The 17,678-nt window shown below is 62.0% G+C and carries 11 protein-coding genes and 4 pseudogenes; 6 read left to right on the top strand and 9 right to left on the bottom strand.

Going from position 1 to position 17,678, the window contains the following annotated elements:
• Positions 1 to 41: 41 nt before the first annotated feature.
• Both Q8O69_RS22100 and Q8O69_RS04985 read right to left on the bottom strand, forming a co-directional pair.
• Positions 42 to 926: pseudogene (locus Q8O69_RS22100) on the bottom strand (methyl-accepting chemotaxis protein); the annotation flags it as partial.
• 344 nt (positions 927 to 1,270) lie between these two features.
• Complete coding sequence (locus Q8O69_RS04985; protein ID WP_305590059.1) at positions 1,271 to 2,842, bottom strand: caspase family protein; 1,572 nt, start codon at positions 2,840 to 2,842, stop codon at positions 1,271 to 1,273.
• Between the two features lie 53 nt (positions 2,843 to 2,895).
• On the opposite strand from Q8O69_RS04985, the gene ccoG reads away from it, so the two are divergent.
• The 6 genes and pseudogenes from ccoG (at position 2,896) to Q8O69_RS04960 (ending at position 10,675) form a co-directional block, all read left to right on the top strand.
• Positions 2,896 to 4,311, top strand: a complete 1,416-nt coding sequence (ccoG, locus tag Q8O69_RS04980) for a cytochrome c oxidase accessory protein CcoG (RefSeq protein ID WP_305590057.1) — start codon at positions 2,896 to 2,898, stop codon at positions 4,309 to 4,311.
• 64 nt (positions 4,312 to 4,375) lie between these two features.
• The gene (gene mapR / locus Q8O69_RS04975) at positions 4,376 to 5,785 is read left to right on the top strand and encodes a GntR family transcriptional regulator MpaR (protein ID WP_305590105.1); all 1,410 of its coding nucleotides are present in this window, start codon (positions 4,376 to 4,378) and stop codon (positions 5,783 to 5,785) included.
• Between the two features lie 367 nt (positions 5,786 to 6,152).
• Positions 6,153 to 6,668, top strand: a pseudogene (locus Q8O69_RS22095) (MCP four helix bundle domain-containing protein); the annotation flags it as partial.
• A gap of 60 nt (positions 6,669 to 6,728) precedes the next feature.
• The gene (locus Q8O69_RS22090) at positions 6,729 to 7,790 is read left to right on the top strand and encodes a methyl-accepting chemotaxis protein (protein ID WP_371136050.1); all 1,062 of its coding nucleotides are present in this window, start codon (positions 6,729 to 6,731) and stop codon (positions 7,788 to 7,790) included.
• Positions 7,791 to 7,897: 107 nt separating this feature from the next.
• Entirely contained in the window at positions 7,898 to 8,977 is a 1,080-nt protein-coding gene (locus Q8O69_RS04965) for a metal-dependent hydrolase (RefSeq protein ID WP_305590054.1), read from the top strand.
• Positions 8,978 to 9,067: 90 nt separating this feature from the next.
• Positions 9,068 to 10,675: a methyl-accepting chemotaxis protein gene (locus Q8O69_RS04960; protein ID WP_305590052.1), complete on the top strand. Its 1,608-nt coding sequence runs from the start codon at positions 9,068 to 9,070 to the stop codon at positions 10,673 to 10,675.
• Positions 10,676 to 10,688: 13 nt separating this feature from the next.
• Here Q8O69_RS04960 and Q8O69_RS22085 read toward each other — a convergent pair whose 3' ends face one another.
• From Q8O69_RS22085 to Q8O69_RS04930, 7 genes and pseudogenes are all read right to left on the bottom strand, one after another.
• Positions 10,689 to 11,402 (bottom strand): methyl-accepting chemotaxis protein, encoded by a 714-nt coding sequence (locus tag Q8O69_RS22085; protein WP_371136049.1) that lies wholly within the window; start codon positions 11,400 to 11,402, stop codon positions 10,689 to 10,691.
• A gap of 144 nt (positions 11,403 to 11,546) precedes the next feature.
• Positions 11,547 to 11,705, bottom strand: a pseudogene (locus Q8O69_RS22080) (HAMP domain-containing protein); the annotation flags it as partial.
• A 1,297-nt stretch (positions 11,706 to 13,002) separates the two neighbouring features.
• On the bottom strand, positions 13,003 to 14,463 hold the full coding sequence (locus Q8O69_RS04950; RefSeq protein WP_305590048.1) for a sodium-dependent transporter: 1,461 nt from the start codon (positions 14,461 to 14,463) through the stop codon (positions 13,003 to 13,005).
• A 162-nt stretch (positions 14,464 to 14,625) separates the two neighbouring features.
• Positions 14,626 to 15,285, bottom strand: a complete 660-nt coding sequence (gene maiA / locus Q8O69_RS04945) for a maleylacetoacetate isomerase (RefSeq protein ID WP_305590046.1) — start codon at positions 15,283 to 15,285, stop codon at positions 14,626 to 14,628.
• Complete coding sequence (locus Q8O69_RS04940) at positions 15,275 to 16,258, bottom strand: fumarylacetoacetate hydrolase family protein (protein ID WP_305590044.1); 984 nt, start codon at positions 16,256 to 16,258, stop codon at positions 15,275 to 15,277. The genes maiA and Q8O69_RS04940 overlap by 11 nt, the downstream gene beginning before the upstream one ends.
• A gap of 89 nt (positions 16,259 to 16,347) precedes the next feature.
• Positions 16,348 to 17,487 (bottom strand): homogentisate 1,2-dioxygenase, encoded by a 1,140-nt coding sequence (locus Q8O69_RS04935; protein WP_305590042.1) that lies wholly within the window; start codon positions 17,485 to 17,487, stop codon positions 16,348 to 16,350.
• Between the two features lie 55 nt (positions 17,488 to 17,542).
• Positions 17,543 to 17,678 (bottom strand): annotated as a pseudogene (locus Q8O69_RS04930) (4-hydroxyphenylpyruvate dioxygenase); the annotation flags it as partial.

The raw sequence follows: 17,678 nt of genomic DNA, 5'->3' as shown, positions 1-17,678 counted from the left end.
ATATGCTGAATACCTTGCTGCAGCTGGCCCATCTCGTCGCGACGGTCGACCTGCACGCTGGCGGTCAGATCACCGTCGGCAATGCGCTGCACCGCGCTCAGGGTGTCCTGCAGCGGCCGAGTGATCTGCCGGGTGATAACCCAGGCGGCCAGCACGCCGAAGAGCATCGCCAGCAGCGTGGCGCCGATCTGTAGGCTACGCGCCTGGGCGCTCTCGATGGCCAGGCGGTCCATCTGGAACTGGTACAGGGTTTCGCTGATACGCACGATTTCGCCCTGCTGCTCGGTCATTTCCTGGCGAGTGCGAGCAATATCGCCAGTGGCCAGCTTGAACGCCTGCAGCGTCTCCTGGTACTGGCCCAAGGCTGTCGCGATGCGGCGTACTGCATCCTGCTGGGCGGCGCCGAAGGCTTGCTCCAACGGCCCAAGGCTGGTGCGGGCGGCCGTGATGCGCTCGACCAGCGCCTGCTCGGTTTGCGTATCAGGGGCGCTGTCGTAACGCTCAAGCAGGTAACGCAGGCGCAGCAGCTCGGCTTGGGTGCGAGTCAACGCTTGCAACTGGGCAAAACGGCCGCCGTCGTATTCCGGCAGCGACTGCACGCTGCGCTCCATGGCGTTCAACAGCTCGCCGAGCTGCTGCGTCTCGCTCGCCACTTTGCGCCGCGCGGCATCGGCGGCCGTGTAGGCGGCGCGCATACCACCCAACGATCGCTGGTAATCCTGGTTATAGCGGTCCTGCTCCTGCAGCAGCTTGACGTTGACCGGATTGGTAAAGCTGCCGAGCAGCTTCTTCTGCTGCTGCAAATAGATGTCCAAGTTGCTCAGCACGCGCTCACTGCTCGCGGCATCGCCCTTGGCCAGCATGAACTGCAGGCGGGCAATGCGCAGATTGGTCAGGGTGGTGTTGAGCTGAGTGATATCGCTCATCCAGGTGCTGCGCTGGATCACGCTGCCCAGGCCGGTCCAGGCGACCCAGGCCAGGGCGAGAGTCAGGGCCAGCACCAGGCCGAAGCCAAGGGCCAGCTTGCGGGTGACGCTAAGGTTGGCAAACCAGGTGTTCATAAGAATTCTCCAACTGTCGTTCTGACAGGCAGTTCAGGTTTCGCTGGAGAATTGTTTTTGTTGAAGCCAGCACAAGGCCTGTGCTGACGCTCTAACGCGGGGTTGCGGCACATATCTGCGGCGTTTTAGCGGGAAAACAGCAACAGCTAACAGAACTTGAGGTCGCCACGCAGCAGCGCGGACGAGCAAAGCCGTGAGCACTCACACACTCACTGCGGCGTGGCGGTTTCCGCTGCCCTACCGCCATCCCACAGGCCGACCAACCGGCCATCCGCCGCCAAGGCATAGGCCAGCGGGGTTGCGCCGCCCCAATCGACGATCATCAGCCCGCTGCTGTATCTGCCGCTGCCGTCATAGCTGGTATCACCAATGGTCCAATTCAGGCGGTATTCATTGCCTTCGCCCGCGAGCATCATCTGGCCGGTATAGCGCGAACCATCACTGTTGTGCCCCTCGACCCGATACAGCCCCTGCTTGGGCACGGCGCCGCTGGCCTCGGCGTAAAGGCTGAGGCGCTCCGTCGCTGTGCCATCGGCCCATTCCCCGTCGAGCACGCCATCTGGCGCGAATGAATAGACCACCGGCAGCACATCGTTCCAGTTCACGACCAGCATGCGACCGGCCAGTTCGCCCCTGCCCTTGAATACATCACGACCTATCCACCAGGTGAAATCGTAAAACTCGCCACGTTGCGCCAGTGCCAACATGCCCGTGTAACGGCTGCCGTTCGGGTTGGTTCCGGACACCTTGTACAGCCCAGTCAAGGTGCGCGCAGACGCCTCTTCCACGGTCTGAGCGCCGCTCGAATGCGGTTTAGGGATAGAACCGGCCTCAGCCCCGCTATCGCCGCGAAACACGAAATCGCCAAAGAACGACGAAGACAACCAGGGCGTCTGCTGGCCACTGGTTTCCTGATAAACGCCCTTGAGGGTTTTCTTGAATGTCTCTTCGAGATTGAGGTTGGGCGTCGCCAGCGCCAGCGTCAGGTGTTTGGCATAGGGTGAATTGCGCCCTTCACCGTCCAGTGCCACGGCACCGGGCGAGGTGGAATAGGAGACAAACAGGCTGGCGCTGGAGTCGATGCGCGACAGGCCAGACGTCACCTCAGTGAGCGGATTGTCGCGACAAGCATCGAGAATGATGATGTTGAGATCGTTGCCCGACATGGCCATGGAATGGACCATTGCCGAGGCGCTGACGGCCTTATCCGCCAGCTCGGAGGCATCGGCAATGCCATCGCCGATGGGCAACAGATAATTCTCGCCCGCAACTTGCACCCCGTGCCCGGCAAAGAACAGCAGGCCGACACCGCCCGAAGACTTGAGCTTGGCAGAAAACTGCGCCACGCCATCGAGCATGGTTTGCCGGTCGGCATCGATCAGCGTGGTGACCGAAAACCCGGCCTCGCGCAGGGTGCGGGTCACATCGGCAGCATCATTGGTCGGGTTGAGCAGCGGCGCAAAGGCATAAGCGTTGTTGCCGATAACCAGCGCCGAACGCGCCTGGGCAAGCGCTGCCCCCTGCGCCGCAAGGCAGGCAAACAAGACGGCAACGAGCATTGCCATCAGACGGTGGGCGCAAGCTGCTTTCATCGATTCGCTCCGCACGCAATCAATGCCTGCAGCGTCGATTGCGTGGTTGGATGCCAAGTGAACCTGCGTGGGCCAGCACCTGACAGGCAGGCCCCACAGCGGCTTCCAAAACCATAGATCAAAAAACTTGCGACCACAGCGCCGCCATCTGATCCGCTTTTTATTGGAAAACCTGAGTCTGTTATCCAAACAGCTGCGCTCGCATCATTCGCCTCGCCTGATAAAGCCCGACGAGGCCCGTAATGAGCGAACGTATTCCCGCGCAGATCATCGAGACCATCGACCCGCGCCAGCCTATCCGCCTGACGCCGTCACAAGCTGGCGGACCGATTCATACCCGCAGCTTTAGCGGCCGCTTTCGCAATCTGCGCCTGTACGGCGCCGGCTTGCTGTTTCTGATCTTTTTCGGCACCGCCTGGCTGGACTGGGACGGGCGCCAGGCGGTGTTGTGGAACCTGGCGGAGCATCGTTACTACATCTTTGGCGCGACCTTCTGGCCGCAGGACTTCACCCTGCTCTCAGCGCTGCTGATCATTGCCGCCTTTGGCCTGTTCACCATCACCGTGGTGGCTGGGCGGGTGTGGTGTGGCTACACCTGCCCGCAGAGTGTGTGGACCTGGGTCTTCATGTGGGCGGAGAAAGTTACCGAAGGCGAGCGCCATCAGCGGGTCAAGCTGGATGCCGCGCCCTGGTCGCTGAACAAGCTGGCGCGGCGCAGCGCCAAGCACGCGATCTGGCTGGGCGTCAGCCTGCTCACGGCGCTGACCTTTATCGGTTACTTCACGCCGATCCGCGAACTTTCCAGCGACCTGCTGCGCCTGCAACTGGACGGCGGCACCCTGGTGTGGGTGTTGTTCTTTATGGCCGCCACCTACCTCAACGCCGGCTGGCTGCGCGAGAAGGTCTGCGTACATATGTGCCCCTACTCGCGCTTCCAGAGTGCGATGTTTGACGACGACACCCTGCTGGTGGCCTACGACGCCAAGCGCGGCGAAGGCCGTGGCCCGCGCAAGAAAGACAGCGACCACAAGGCCGAGGGCCTGGGCGATTGCATCGACTGCTATATGTGCGTGCAGGTCTGCCCGACCGGCATCGATATCCGCGATGGCCTGCAGATCGACTGCATCAGCTGCGGCGCCTGTATCGATGCCTGCGATTCGGTTATGGACAAGATGGGCTATGCCCGAGGCCTGGTCGGCTATCACTCCGAACGCGAGCTGCAGGGCGGCAAGACCCACTGGCTGCGGCCACGGTTGATCGGCTACGGCATCGCCCTGGTGTTGATGCTCGCCGCCTTTGTCTGGGCCTTGAGTGCGCGCTCGATGCTGTCCATCGACTCGGCCAAGGACCGCAGCATGTTCCGCGAAAACCAGCTGGGGCAAATCGAGAACACCTACCTGCTCAAGGTGATCAACAAGACCCAGCAGCCGCAGCGCTATGGTCTGTCGTTGGTCGACAGCCCCGGTCTGCGCCTGGATGCACCGCAGCAGTTGCAGCTAAAGCCTGGGGAAATTCTCGATGTGCCGGTGACCGTGGTGCTGGAGAGCGAACAGACCGAGGCCAGCGCTCTGCCCGTGCGCTTTGTGATCCACAACCTGGCCGATACCAGCGAGCAGGCGCAAACGCAGAGCGTTTTTCTCTCGCCGCGCGGGCGCTGACTGTCGCATGACCAAGCAACTCCCCGTAGAGTGCGGTCATCTACTGGCCGCCCCTACGGACCCGATGAAACGCTACGAGAAATTCGCCGAGCAGATTGCCGAACTGATCCGCAGCGGCATGCTCGCCCCTGGCGAAAAGGTGCCCTCGGTACGCCACGCCAGCCGCAGCTATGGGGTCAGTCCATCCACGGTGTTCCAGGCCTATTACCTGCTGGAAGACCGCGGCTTGATCCAGGCCCGTGCTCGCTCCGGCTACTTCGTTCGCGAACTGGCGCGGCATTCCCTGGCAGAGCCGGAAACCAGCAAGCAGCCGACGCAAACCACCGAGGTGGATGTCAGCGAGCTGGTGTTCTCGGTGCTCGCTTCGCTGAAAGACCCCAGTACCGTACCGTTTGGCTCAGCCTTCCCCAGCCCGCAGTTATTCCCCCTGCAGCGCCTGGCGCGCTCTATGGCGCACAGCCTGCGCGATATGCAGCCGCAGGCGGTGATCGCCGATATGACCGAGGGCAACCCCAACCTGCGCCGGCAGATTGCCCTGCGTTATATGGTCAGCGGCGTGATGCTGCCGCTGGAGGAACTGGTAATCACCAGCGGCGCCATGGAGGCGCTGAATCTGTGCCTGCAATGCGTGACCCAACCGGGCGATCTGGTAGCCATCGAGGCCCCGGCCTTCTACGCCACGCTGCAGGTGCTGGAACGGTTAAAGCTCAAGGCCGTGGAAATCCCGGTCAACCCGCGTGAAGGCATCGACTTGGACGTGCTGAGCGAGCGCCTGGCCAGCCTGCAGATCAAGGCCTGCTGGTTTATGAGTAGCCTGCAGAATCCGCTGGGCGCGAGCATGAGTGATGACAAGAAGCGCGCGCTGTATGAACTGCTGCAGCGCCATCAGGTGCCGCTGATCGAGGATGACGTCTACGCCGAGCTGTACTTCGGCAGCCAGCCGCCGAAGCCGGTAAAGAGCTTCGACCGTGAAGGCCTGGTGATGCACTGCGGCTCGTTTTCCAAATGCCTGGCGCCGGGTTACCGGGTTGGCTGGGTGGCCGGTGGGCGCTATGCCGAGCAGATCAGCCGGCTCAAGCTGATGACCACCATCTCGCCTTCCGTACCGGCCCAGGCCGCCCTGGCCGATTATCTGCAACACGGCGGCTATGACCGCCACCTGCGCAAGTTGCGCCATGCCCTGGAAGCGCAGCAGGCCTCGATGCTCGCCTCGGCCGCGCGGCACTTCCCGGCCAACACCAAGGTGACCCGACCGTGCGGCGGTTACTTTCTCTGGTTCGAGTTCCCCGAACAGGTCGATGCGCTGCGCCTGTTTCAACTGGCCCTGGCCCAGGGTATCAGCCTGGCGCCGGGACCGATCTTCTCCGCCACCCGCCGCTTCGGCAACTGCGCCCGCCTGAATTACGGTCACCCTTGGGATGCGCAAAGCGAGCAAGCCATGACCGTGCTGGGGCGCATTCTCGCCTCGTTCTGATCAAGGCTACACAGGCCGTTTACAGCGGCCTGTGCATGATGAATCTGTATAAGCCTCTTACAGCCCGAGCGCCCTACTTGTACAACTTTAGTATAACCCTAAAGATCATCTTCTGCTCCGCCTGGCAGATCAACTCTGCCCTTCATGAACCGCAATAAACCGCCTATTTGCGGGCATTCCAGCCATTTCATGGACTCCTGCGTAGCGCCGATACCGGCCATCTGCCATTACGGCTAAAACCTAAAACAAAACTGTACAACCCAAATATTCTGTATAAGATTTGCACAAGAGAGTACTCACCACCTGCTGAGCCTCCCCTTAACGCAGTAAGCAGTCGCCGCCCCGAGGGGCAAGAGGAGTCGATTTCATGCAATCACAATTGAGTATTGCGCAACGCCTGAGCCTTGGATTTGGCTTGATTCTGTCGCTGATGATCCTGATTACCCTTATCGGTGTAATGCGCGTTGACTTTATCGACGAAACCCTGACCGCAGTCAGTGAAGGGGCTTCGCTCAAGCAGCGTTATGCCATCAACTTCCGTGGCAGCGTGCATGACCGCGCCATCGCCATTCGCGATGCGGTGCTGGTGGATAACGACGCGGCGCTGAACCGCCAACTGGCAGAAATTCAGCGGCTCAAGGACTTCTATCAGGAGTCAGCCCGAGCCATGGATAGCCTGCTGCGCGAACAAGCGCCAACGCCCACCGAACAGCGCCTGTTGAGCGATATTCAAGCTATCGAGCGCAGCACCCTGACCCTGACCGAGCAACTGATCAACCTGCGTAGCCGAGGCGATACGGACGCGGCCGAAAGCCTGCTGATGGCGCAAGCCTCGCCGGCTTATGGCGAATGGCTCAAGCGCATCAACGCCTATATCGACCATCAGGAACAAGAGATCGGTAAGGATATTGGTGCAGTACGTGAGGCCGCTGGAGGCTTTCAAATGTTGATTCTGCTGATCACTGCCGCCGCTGTGCTGCTGAGCATTGGTGTGTCACTGATTATCATCAACAAGTTGAAATCCACACTGGGCGCCGAGCCTTACAAAGTCGCCGAGATTATCCAGCGCCTGGCCAATGGCGAACTCAATCAACGCATTCAAACCCGCTACCCGGACAGCGTTATGGGCGCCCTGCAGGACATGGTCAAGCACCTGGCCGAGACCATCACCCAGGTGCGCAGTGCCGCCGGTGAACTGACCCTGGCCTCGGACCAACTGCTGACCACCTCCGACAGTAACAATCAGCAGATTCGCCTGCAGTCCAGCGAGGCAGAGCAAATGGCCACCGCCATCAACCAGATGGCGGCCACCGTCAATGAAGTGGCCAACTACGCCGCCAGCGCAGCTTCCGCCACTCGCAATGCCGACAGCGAAGTCGCCACCGGCAATCAGGTGGTCAGCGCCACCGCCAGCGCCATCCAGAACCTGGCGCGCACCCTGGAAAGCGCCGCCGAAAGCGTGCAGCAGGTGTCCACAGACAGCGAAAGCATCGAGAAGATCATCGAGGTGATTACCGCCATTGCCGAGCAGACCAACCTGCTGGCCCTTAACGCCGCCATCGAGGCTGCGCGGGCCGGCGAACATGGCCGTGGCTTTGCCGTGGTGGCCGACGAAGTGCGTTCGCTGGCCACCCGTACCCAGGATTCGACGCGGGAAATTCGCGGCATGATCGGCAAACTGCAGGAAGGTGCCGGCAAAGCCGCAGAGGTGATGCGCAACAGCCGTCAACTGGCCCAGCAGACCGTCGAGCAGACCGGCCAGGCCGAAACGGCGCTGAACAAGATCCGCAGCGAAGTCACCGCCATCAACGAAATGAACGCCCAGATCGCCAGCGCCTCGGAAGAACAGAGCGCGGTGGCCGAAGAGGTCAACCAGAACATCAACCGCATCCACAGCGCCACCCTGGAAACCTCCTCCGGCTCCGAACAGGTGGCTGCCTCCAGCCGCGAACTGGCTACCTTGGCCAATCGCCTGACTGACAAGGTCAGCTTCTTCAAGCTCTAGCAGGCTGTTGCCAGGCATGCCCATTGAAACCTTTGCTTGAAAATTAGCCGCTGCCAAAACCTGGGCGTTCGGCTAATTTAGCCGCCTGTTTAATTCAGAGATCGGTCATGGACTCGATAACCCAGGCGGTACTTGGCGCCACTATTCAGGGCGCACTGCTCGGCCGCTGGCAGGGGCGTAAGGCGCTTTTGTATGGAGCCATGCTCGGCACGCTGCCGGATCTGGATGTGGTCATCGATTACGGCGACGCCGTGGCTGATATGACCTATCACCGTGGCTTCAGCCACTCGCTGTTTGTCCTTACCGGTCTGGCGCTAGTACTGGCCTGGCTAACCCGACGATTCCGGCATAACCCTGGTTATTCATCGCAGCGGCTATTTATCACCCTGTGGCTGGTGCTGATTACCCATCCACTGCTCGACAGCTTTACCAGCTACGGCACCCAGCTGCTGTGGCCGCTAACGCCGATTCCCACCGCCTGGTCGAGCATCTTTATCATCGACCCGCTGTACACCGTGCCGCTGTGTATTGCCGTGGCGCTGGGGCTGCTCTATGGCTTACGCGACCAGGGCCAGCAGAACACGGCGGCCAAAGCGCCGGCTCTAGCCTTGCTGATTTCCTCGCTGTACCTGGGCTTTACCCTGGGCGGCAAATATATGGCCGAACAACGCGTGGAAGCCGAGCTGGCGCGCCAGGGCATCGAGGCGCAGCAGATCTTCAGCACCACCACGCCGTTCAACAGCCTGCTGTGGCGGGTGATCGTGCTCGATGGTGAGGATTACCATGAGGCGCTGGTCAGCTGGTTTGACGATGCGCCGCCAGAGCTGGCGCGCATCCCTCGTGGCACGCACCTGGCGGCGGCCCTGGCCGACTCACCGGCGCATGCACGACTGGCCTGGTTTACCGATGGCGTGCTGCGCTACGACCAGTTGGGCGAGCAGTTGGTGGTGACCGATATCCGCCTGGGCATGACCGGTTTCCACCCTTTCCGCTTCGACTTTGCCACCCTGGAAAACGGCCAGTGGCGCGTGCATGACAACATCCAGCGCCTGCCGATGGACCGCGGCGACTTCTCGCGCCTGCAGCTGTTGTGGGCGCGCATCTGGCAACCCGAGGTGCAGGTGCCGCTGCTGGCCTGGGCCGATGAACTGCGTAAAGCGCCGCTGGCCAGCAGCGTGCAGCCATAACGCCACATGCCGACCCACCTGGGCCGGCCCCACAAACGCAGCGCGCATAGGCTAGGCTGAATTCCAACCTTTACCCGTTGGAGTCTGGCCATGAATATCCGGCAGAAAATGATCGCCTGCGGTGCGATCAGCATACTGGCAGCCACCCTGCTCGGGAGCATCGGTTTCTGGGGACAAACCCGCCTGGCCAGCGCCCTCAACGAAAACCAGCTGAGCATCAGCGCCCTGCGCAACCACCTGGAAGGCGACATGATGCACGACGCCCTGCGCGCAGATGTACTCGCAGCCTTCTATATCGACCCTGCCGACAGCGCGGCGGTAACCCAGGTACGCGATGACCTGCGCGAGCACAGCGAATGGTTTACCCGCACCCTCAACGACAACGCCAAACTGCCGCTCAGCGCGGATATCCGCCAGGCCATCAGCCAGTCGCAGCCGGCCCTGGCCAGTTACATCCAGCAGGCCGAAGGCATCGTCAACTTGGCCCTGACTGACCCGCAGGCCGCGCGCCAACAGATGGCCGCCTTCGATGCCAGCTTCGGCGATCTGGAAGAAAAGAACGAAGCCCTCAGCGGCCTGATCGAAGCGCATTCGGCGCAAACCCGCAGCGAAGGCGAAGCCGCCGTGCAACAAGCCGCCTGGTTGCTGATCGGCGGCATCTTCGTGGTCTGCTGTCTGCTCTGCCTGCTCACCACCCAGTTGATGAAAGCGGTGTTGCGCCCACTGGAGAAAATCATCGGGGTGGCGCGCAACATTGCCCAAGGCAACCTGCGCAGCACCATCAGCGTCGACAGCAACGATGAAGCCGGGCAGCTGCAGCAGGCCCTGGCGGACATGCAGGGCAACCTGCGGCAGATGATCGACGGCATCCGCCAGGAAGGAGAACAGTTGCAGCAAACCGCGCGCAGCCTTAACGGCGCCTCGCAAAGCATCGTGCGCAGCACCACGGAAGAATCGCAGAGCGCCAGCAGCATGGCCGGGGCCATGGAGCAGATGATGCAGAACATCGAACAGATCGCCGGCCACGCGCGCAATGCCCAGGAAATCTCCTCGCACTCCGAACACCTGGCCAGCAATGGCGGCCAGGTGATCATGGGCGTGGTCGATGGCATGAGCCGGATTGCCGAAGCGGTCAACGAGTCCAGCGCCACCATCACCGCGCTGGGTGAATCATCGGAAGAAATTCACTCGATCATCCAGGTGATCAAAAGCATCGCCGAACAGACCAACCTGCTCGCGCTAAACGCCGCCATTGAGGCCGCGCGCGCCGGCGAGGCCGGCCGTGGCTTTGCCGTGGTGGCTGATGAGGTACGCAACCTGGCTGCACGCACCGCGCAATCAACCCAGGAAATCACCGGGATGATCGAACGCATCCGCACCAGCACCGAACAGGCGGTAAACAGCATGCAGACTGGGGTCACCCGGGTGAACGATGGCGTGACCCTGGCGCGTCAGGCCGGTGAGTCGATCAGTGAAATCCGTGGCGGCGCGCAGCGCGCGGCCGAGGTGGTGGAAGAGATATCGCAGACCATCAGCGAACAGAGCCGCGCCAGCAGCGAGGTGGCGCAGCAGGTCGAACATATCGCGCAGATGTCGCAGCAAAACAGCCGCACCGTCAATGAGCTGGCCGAGGCTGCGCAAAGCCTCGACCGCGTGGCGCGCAGCATGCAGAGCGCGGTGTTGCAGTTTCAGACTTGAGCGCGACTTCTGACTAGCTGCGGAACTGCGCCACCAGCCCCTGCAGCTCAACCCCCAGGCGCGCCAGCTCGGCGCTGGATGCCGCAGTCTGCTCACTGGCGCTGGCGCTTTGCTCGCCGATATCGCGCACCCGCGTCACGCTTTCGCTGATATTTTCCGCCACCGCACTCTGCTCTTCGGCGGCAGCGGCGATCTGCTGGTTCATCTGCTCGATGGTACTCACTGCCTGGGTAATGCGGCCCAGAGCGGCGCCAGCTTCGCCAGCCAGAACCACGGTGCGTTGAGTCAGGCTGCGGCTGCTGTCCATCTTCTCCACAGCGCCCTTGGCCAGGCGCTGCAGGCTGGCGATCAGCCCTTCGATTTCTTCGGTGGAATCCTGCGCACGCTTGGCCAGGGCGCGCACCTCATCGGCCACCACGGCAAAGCCACGGCCCTGCTCGCCGGCCCGCGCGGCTTCGATGGCAGCGTTCAACGCGAGCAGATTGGTCTGTTCGGCGACGTTGCGAATCACCTCCAGCACGCCGCCAATCCGCGCGCTTTCCTGATTCAGCGCGGCGATGGCTTCGGCGGACTCTTCGACCTCGGTGGCCAGATGGCCGATCTGGCTGACCGCCTGCTGCACCACCTGATTGCCCTGCTGAGCTTCCTGATCGGCGGCGCGAGCGGCCAGGGAAGCCTGCTCGGCGTTCTGCGCCACTTCCTGCACAGTCGCGGCCATTTCATGCATGGCGGTGGCGGTCTGTTCGGTTTCCATCTTCTGGTTCTGCACACCGGCGCTGGTTTGCGCGGTAATCGCCGACAGCTGTTCGGCAGCGGCGGCAATCTGGCTGACGCCACCACCAATACGCCCGACCAGGGTGCGCAGGCTCACGCTCATCACCTGCATGGCGGCCATCAACTGGCCCGGCTCGTCACGCCGATCCTGCGGCAGGTCGTGGGTCAGGTCACCCGCGGCGATGCGCTGGGCAAACACCACGGTCTGCTGCAAGGGCGCAACAATCAGACGGGAAATAATCAGCGCCGCCAGCATGCCAATAATCACCGCCGCAATACCCATGGCACCGAGCATCAGCATGGCTTGGCGACTATCCGTCGCCATGGCGCGCTCTTCCTCGACCTTGGCTTCATCCACCAAAGCCAGCACCGCCTGGGCGCGCTCAACCATGGCGGCTTCGCTCTGTTGACTCAGCCCACGCACCTGCTGGTAATTGGTAAAGGCCTGCTGATAAAGGGCCAGGGCCTTCAAGGCGGTATCGATGGCGCCTTTCTGGTCGTCATCCAGCCAAACCATCAGGCTGCGCGCCACGGTTTGCAGGTCGTCGTTGATATAGGTCCACTCTTCCAGGGCTTCGGCCGAGCCATCGATGATGTACTGGCTCTCATGGCCACGCAGATCGAGCATGCGTTTGCTCAGGCCCGAGGCGGTTTCCGCCAGGGTCAGCGGGTCGCTGCCGCGCAGCTTGTCACCTTCCAGGCGCAGTTCGCGCACGGCGTCGTACATGTCCAGCTCGATCACATCGAACTGATCACGCGCTTCGCCGGCCGCCTCACGCATCTGCGTGCGCGCCGCACGGGCATTGTTCTGCTGCTCGACAAAGCTGTCGAACTGGCGACGGTAGTCGTCGATGGCTTGCTGCATACTTTGCAGACGCGCCTGATCGGCGCCGGAAGCTGCGGCCAACTGCTGGGCGACTGCGGCGCCGACTCGGTCCAGCTGCTCATGCACCTGGGTAGCCGCATCGCTGGTCTGCCGCAGGGCAAAATCACGCTCGGCGCGGCGCGCCTGCAGCACCTGGGCATCGATTACCGACAGGCCGCTGGTGCTGGCATGCCCGTCCAACACGGCTTGCACCGCCAGAAAGCCACTGCCAGTGACGGCAACCGTGAGCAACAGCACCAGGCCGAAGCCACACATAAGCTTTTTACCGACAGACAGGTCGGCGAACAGGCGAGCGGCAGAAGAGGACATAGCAACAACTCCGTTTTTATTATCGAGCGCAGCAAGGCAGCAGATGGCGACCGGCAAGCGCATGAACTACTGATGGCAGTTTAGCCTCGCTTTATTGCAACCCTTGCGCCAGAGGCCTGGTCTGGGCTCAGGTAACAGCGCCAAGGCCCGGGCCAGACGCGTTGGCGGCAGATCAGGGCGATAAAGCCAAAAGCCGAATGCTGCGGATAACCCGGTTTATCGGCAGGTTTCCGCTGATGCTTTATCGGGAATGGCGAGTTATCGCCAGAAAGTCCACGCCAAGGTTATGACAACCATAAAAAAGGGCGCACGGCTTTGGCTCGTGCGCCCTTCTCTACTGCGGCTCAGCTTGGCGTGATTAACGCCCGGCGAGCGCCGGTACGACCCGTGGTCGCAGTACTTCACCGAGCACCGCGAGCAGGCCGATGGCGCCGGCAATCCAGTACCACTGGGCCACCGGGTCAAATATCAACCAGCCCAGGGCATGCAGGAACACCACCATAATCAGCACCGGGCTGACGTAGCGCACCATAAACAGCCAGAGGGCATAGCCCAGCGGCGGCAGGTTCAGCTCATCACGCATGATCTCGCTGCGCAGCGCATAACCGGCCAGCAGCACCATAAAGATCCCGCCCAGCGGCATCATCCAACGTGAAGTCAGGTAATCCAGCCAGTCGAAGAAGTTCTTGCCCAGTGGCGTCCAGCCGGCCAGCAGGTTGAACGAGAGCATCGCCAGCAGACTGATCAGCAACAACACGCTGCCCGCCAGAGCGGCAGACTTGATGCGGCTGATGCCGTGTTTTTCATTCAGGTAGGCCACCGTGGCTTCGATCATGGAAATGGCCGACGTCAGCGCGGCAATCGACACCATGGCAAAGAACAGCACGCCGAATGCAGTGCCGAACGGCATCTGCTGGAAGGCCAGCGGCAGGCTCATAAAGATCAGCCCTGGCCCGGCGCCCGGGTTCATGCCGTTGGCGAAGATAATCGGGAAGATCGCCAGCCCCGCCAGCAGCGCCACGCAGGTGTCGCAGATGGCCACCATAAAGGTGGTGCGGGCTATCGACTGGCCGTCGGGAATGTAGGAGCCATAGGTGAGAATCGCCCCGGAGGCCAGGCTCAGGGTGAAGAACGCATGGCCCAGCGCGGCCAGCAACGCTTCGCCGGTGATTTTCGAGGCATCGAAGCTGAACAGGAAATCGAAACCGGCGCTGAAACCGCCACTGGTAAAGGCGTAGCCCACCAGAATCAGCAGCATCAAGGCCAGGCCCGGCATCATCCAGCGCACGGCATTCTCAATGCCCTTCTGCACGCCCTTGGCGACGATCCACAAGGTCAGCAGCGCCACCAGCACGCTCCAGCCGCCGAGCTGCCAGGGGTTGGCGTTATGCGCTTCGAACACCCCGCCGAGCGCCTCGACACTGGTGGCAGCGAGCGAGCCGTCGAGCATCTTCACTGTGTAGGCAAAGGCCCAACCGGCCACCACCACGTAAAAACACAGGATCATAAAACCGGCCAGCATGGCCATGCCGCCGACCATTTTCCACAGTGGGTTGCCGTTGTTTTCCTTGACCACCCGACCGATTGCATCGATGGGGCTACCACGGCCGCGGCGGCCAATGGCGATCTCGGTCATCATCACCGGAATACCGATAGCCAGGATGCAGGCCAGGTACATCAGTACAAACGCACCACCGCCGTATTCGCCGGTGATGTAGGGGAACTTCCAGATATTGCCCAGGCCCACAGCGGAGCCGGTTGCAGCAAGAATAAAGCCCCAGCGCGAGAGCCAGAGGTTCTTGGGTTTTTCACGGGTCATGCGTCACCTGTTTGTTTTTATCTGTGACGAAATAGAACCCGCAGCGCTTGTGGCGCGGCGGAGTGGCAAGGCACGCAGAGTGTGAAGGCAGCCGATCTGGCAACCTGGCTCGCTCTGCAAAACCGGATTCGCCTGACCCTAGCGGCGGCGAAGCCGGCAGGATCACTGGGCGTCGGGTTGCACCTCCGGCGCGGCCTGCTTAAAGGCATCCAGAGATTCACAACGCGCCGCCATGGCGAGGATGCGCGGGTACGCATCAAGGTCACAGTTAAAACGGCGCGCATTATACAGCTGTGGAACCACACAGGCTTCCAGATATCCAGGCCGCTCGCCGAGCGACAGGCGATCATTGAACACCGCCAGCCCCGCCTCGACTGCAGCCAGGCCCTTGTGCAGCCAGTGGCGATACCAGGCGTCCTTGGCCGCCTCGCCAACGCCCAGCTCACCGCTCAGGTACTGCAGCACCCGCAGGTTGTTCAGCGGGTGCAGGTCGCAGGCGATATGCAGCGCCAAGGCGCGCACCTGAGCGCGCTGCGCCGCATCACTGGGCAGCAACGCCGGCGTGGGGAAGACCTCGTCGAGGTATTCGAGAATCGCCAGCGACTGGGCGATGCGTACCCCGCCGTTGCCCTGGTCCACCAGCAACGGCAGCAGCTCCTGCGGATTAAGCGCCTGATACTCGGCCGAATGCTGCTGGCCGCCGTCCTTGACCAGGTGCACCGGCACGTGTTGATAAGCCAGGCCCTTGAGGTTCAACGCGATGCGCACCCGGTAGGCCGCGCTGGAGCGCCAGTAACCGTAGAGCGTCAACTCAGTGTTCATAACGCTCCACCGCCTGATCGATGGCGCCGAACAGGCTATGGCCGGCGGCGTCGAACATCTCGATGCGCACCCGGTCACCAAACTTGAGGAACGGGGTTTTCGCCTCGCCGCTCTCGATGATTTCCAGCATGCGCTTCTCTGCCAGGCAGGAAGAACCCGCGCTGCGGTCGTAGTTCGACACGGTGCCAGAACCGATGATGGTGCCGCAGCCCAGGGGCCGGCTTTTGGCCGCATGGGCGACCAGAGTCGGAAAGTTGAAGGTCATGTCCACGCCGGCATCCGGCTGGCCGAACAGCGCGCCGTTGATATGCGACACCAGCGGCCGATGCACCTTGCCATCGCGCCAGGTATCGCCCAACTCATCCGGGGTAATCGCCACCGGCGAGAAGCTCGACGACGGTTTGCTCTGGTAGAAACCGAAGCCCTTGGCCAACTCACCGGGAATCAGGTTACGCAGCGACACATCGTTGACCAGCATCAGCAGCTGGATATGTCCGGCCGCCTCGGCAGCGCTTGCGCCCATTGGCACATCGTCGGTGATCACCGCGATCTCGGCCTCCAGGTCGATACCCCAGGCCTCGTCGGCCATCTGGATCGGGCTATGCGGCGGGATAAAGCAGTCAGCACCGCCCTGGTACATCAGCGGGTCATGCCAGAAGCTTTCCGGAATCTCGGCGCCGCGCGCCTTGCGCACCAGCTCGACGTGATTGACGTAGGCGCTGCCATCGGCCCAGTGATAGGCGCGCGGCAACGGGCTGTGGCAGGCCGCCTGATCGAAGGCAAACGCGCCCTCTTCCAGGCCATCGTTGAGGCGCTGGTAGACCGCCTCCAGCTTGGGCTTGGCCGCTGCCCAGTTATCCAACGCGGCCTGCAGGGTGGCAGCAATCGCCGGGACTTCAGTAGCGCGGCTTAGATCGCGCGATACCACGACGAGTACGCCATCGCGGCCTTGCTTCAGTGATGCGAGTTTCATGGTTCAACCTTCAATTTATCTGTAGGAGCGGGCCATGCCCGCGATGCTTTACACCGCTTACTCGCGGGTATGACCCGCTCCTACGGCTGTTAGCTGTCTTTGCCCGGCGCACGCCAGGAATTCACATATTCGGGAACATCCACCCCGGCGGCGGCTTCGCCGACTTCCAGGGCGCGGCGAGTGTCAATCATCACCGCCACTTCATCGATAAAGGTGGCCGGATCGGTCTGCGCCTTTTTCAGTGCCTTGGGGTGCGGGCCGTGGGGGAAGCCGCACGGGTGCAGGGTGACCATGCCCTGCTCGATATTGTCGCGGCTGAAGAAGTTGCCACGGTGGTAGAACAGCACTTCGTCGTAGTCGTCGTTGTTGTGATAGAACGGCACCTTCAGCGCGCCGGGGTCGCTTTCTACTGGGCGCGGGGTAAAGGTGCAGATCACAAAACCATTGGCCACGAAGGTGGTGTGCGCCGACGGCGGCAAGTGATAACGGTGGCTCATCAGCGGGCGGATATCGCGCCAGTTGAGGCGCACCACGGTGTTGTCGCCGTGCCAGCCGACCACATCCAGCGGGTTGTAGGGGTAGGTCACGGTGCTGATCTGGCCACGGCGCTTGATGCGAATCTGCCAGGTGTTTTCATCCTGCTGGGCCTTGAAGGCGTCATCGATACGCGGATGATCGAGCACTGCCGGGTCGAAGATCGCCTGCGGGCCGAGCAGACCCTTGTCCGGTAACTGATAGGCGCCGTCGGTGCTTTCGATCAGCAGCATAAAGGTCGGCTCACTGGCCTCGATGCGCCAGGCAGTACCACGGGGAATCAGCAGGTAGTCGCCGTCGCGGTAGGTCAAATGACCGAAATCGCAATAGAAGTGCCCTGCCCCCTCATGGATAAACAGCAGGTCATCGCCATCGGCATTGCGCACCAGATGGCGCATGGCGCCATGGGTTTTCCACACGCGCAGCTTCACATCGTTGTTATGCAGCGTCAGTGGCGCAGCCAGCGGGCAATCACGCTCGCTGGAAATATCATTGAAATTGAACGCATGCGGGCGCAGCGGCCCCTGCCAGTCGATCCAGCCGGTGGGCGGATGCTTGTGGTGCAGGTGCGCGGTGGGGCCGAAGAAGCCCTCGCGGCCCATCTCGCGCTCGTAGGTGCCTTCGGGAAAGTCGCAGTGCGCCTGGCGCGAACACTCGCCTTCACGCAGGGGAAAACTGATCCAGTTACGGCTCATAACAGAACTCCATCGTGGGATAAATCCGGCCCCGCTTGCGGGGCCGAACCCGCTATCAGTCCGCGGAAATCACGCCGCGCTTGATCTGGTCTTCCTCGATGGACTCGAACAGCGCCTTGAAGTTGCCCTCGCCAAAGCCCTGGTTGCCCTTGCGCTGGATGATCTCGAAGAAGATCGGGCCAATCACAGTA

The organism is Pseudomonas sp. (assembly GCF_030690725.1).
In the GTDB taxonomy this organism is placed as follows: Bacteria; Pseudomonadota; Gammaproteobacteria; order Pseudomonadales; family Pseudomonadaceae; genus Aquipseudomonas.
This window is presented reverse-complemented; position numbering and strand designations above follow the sequence as displayed.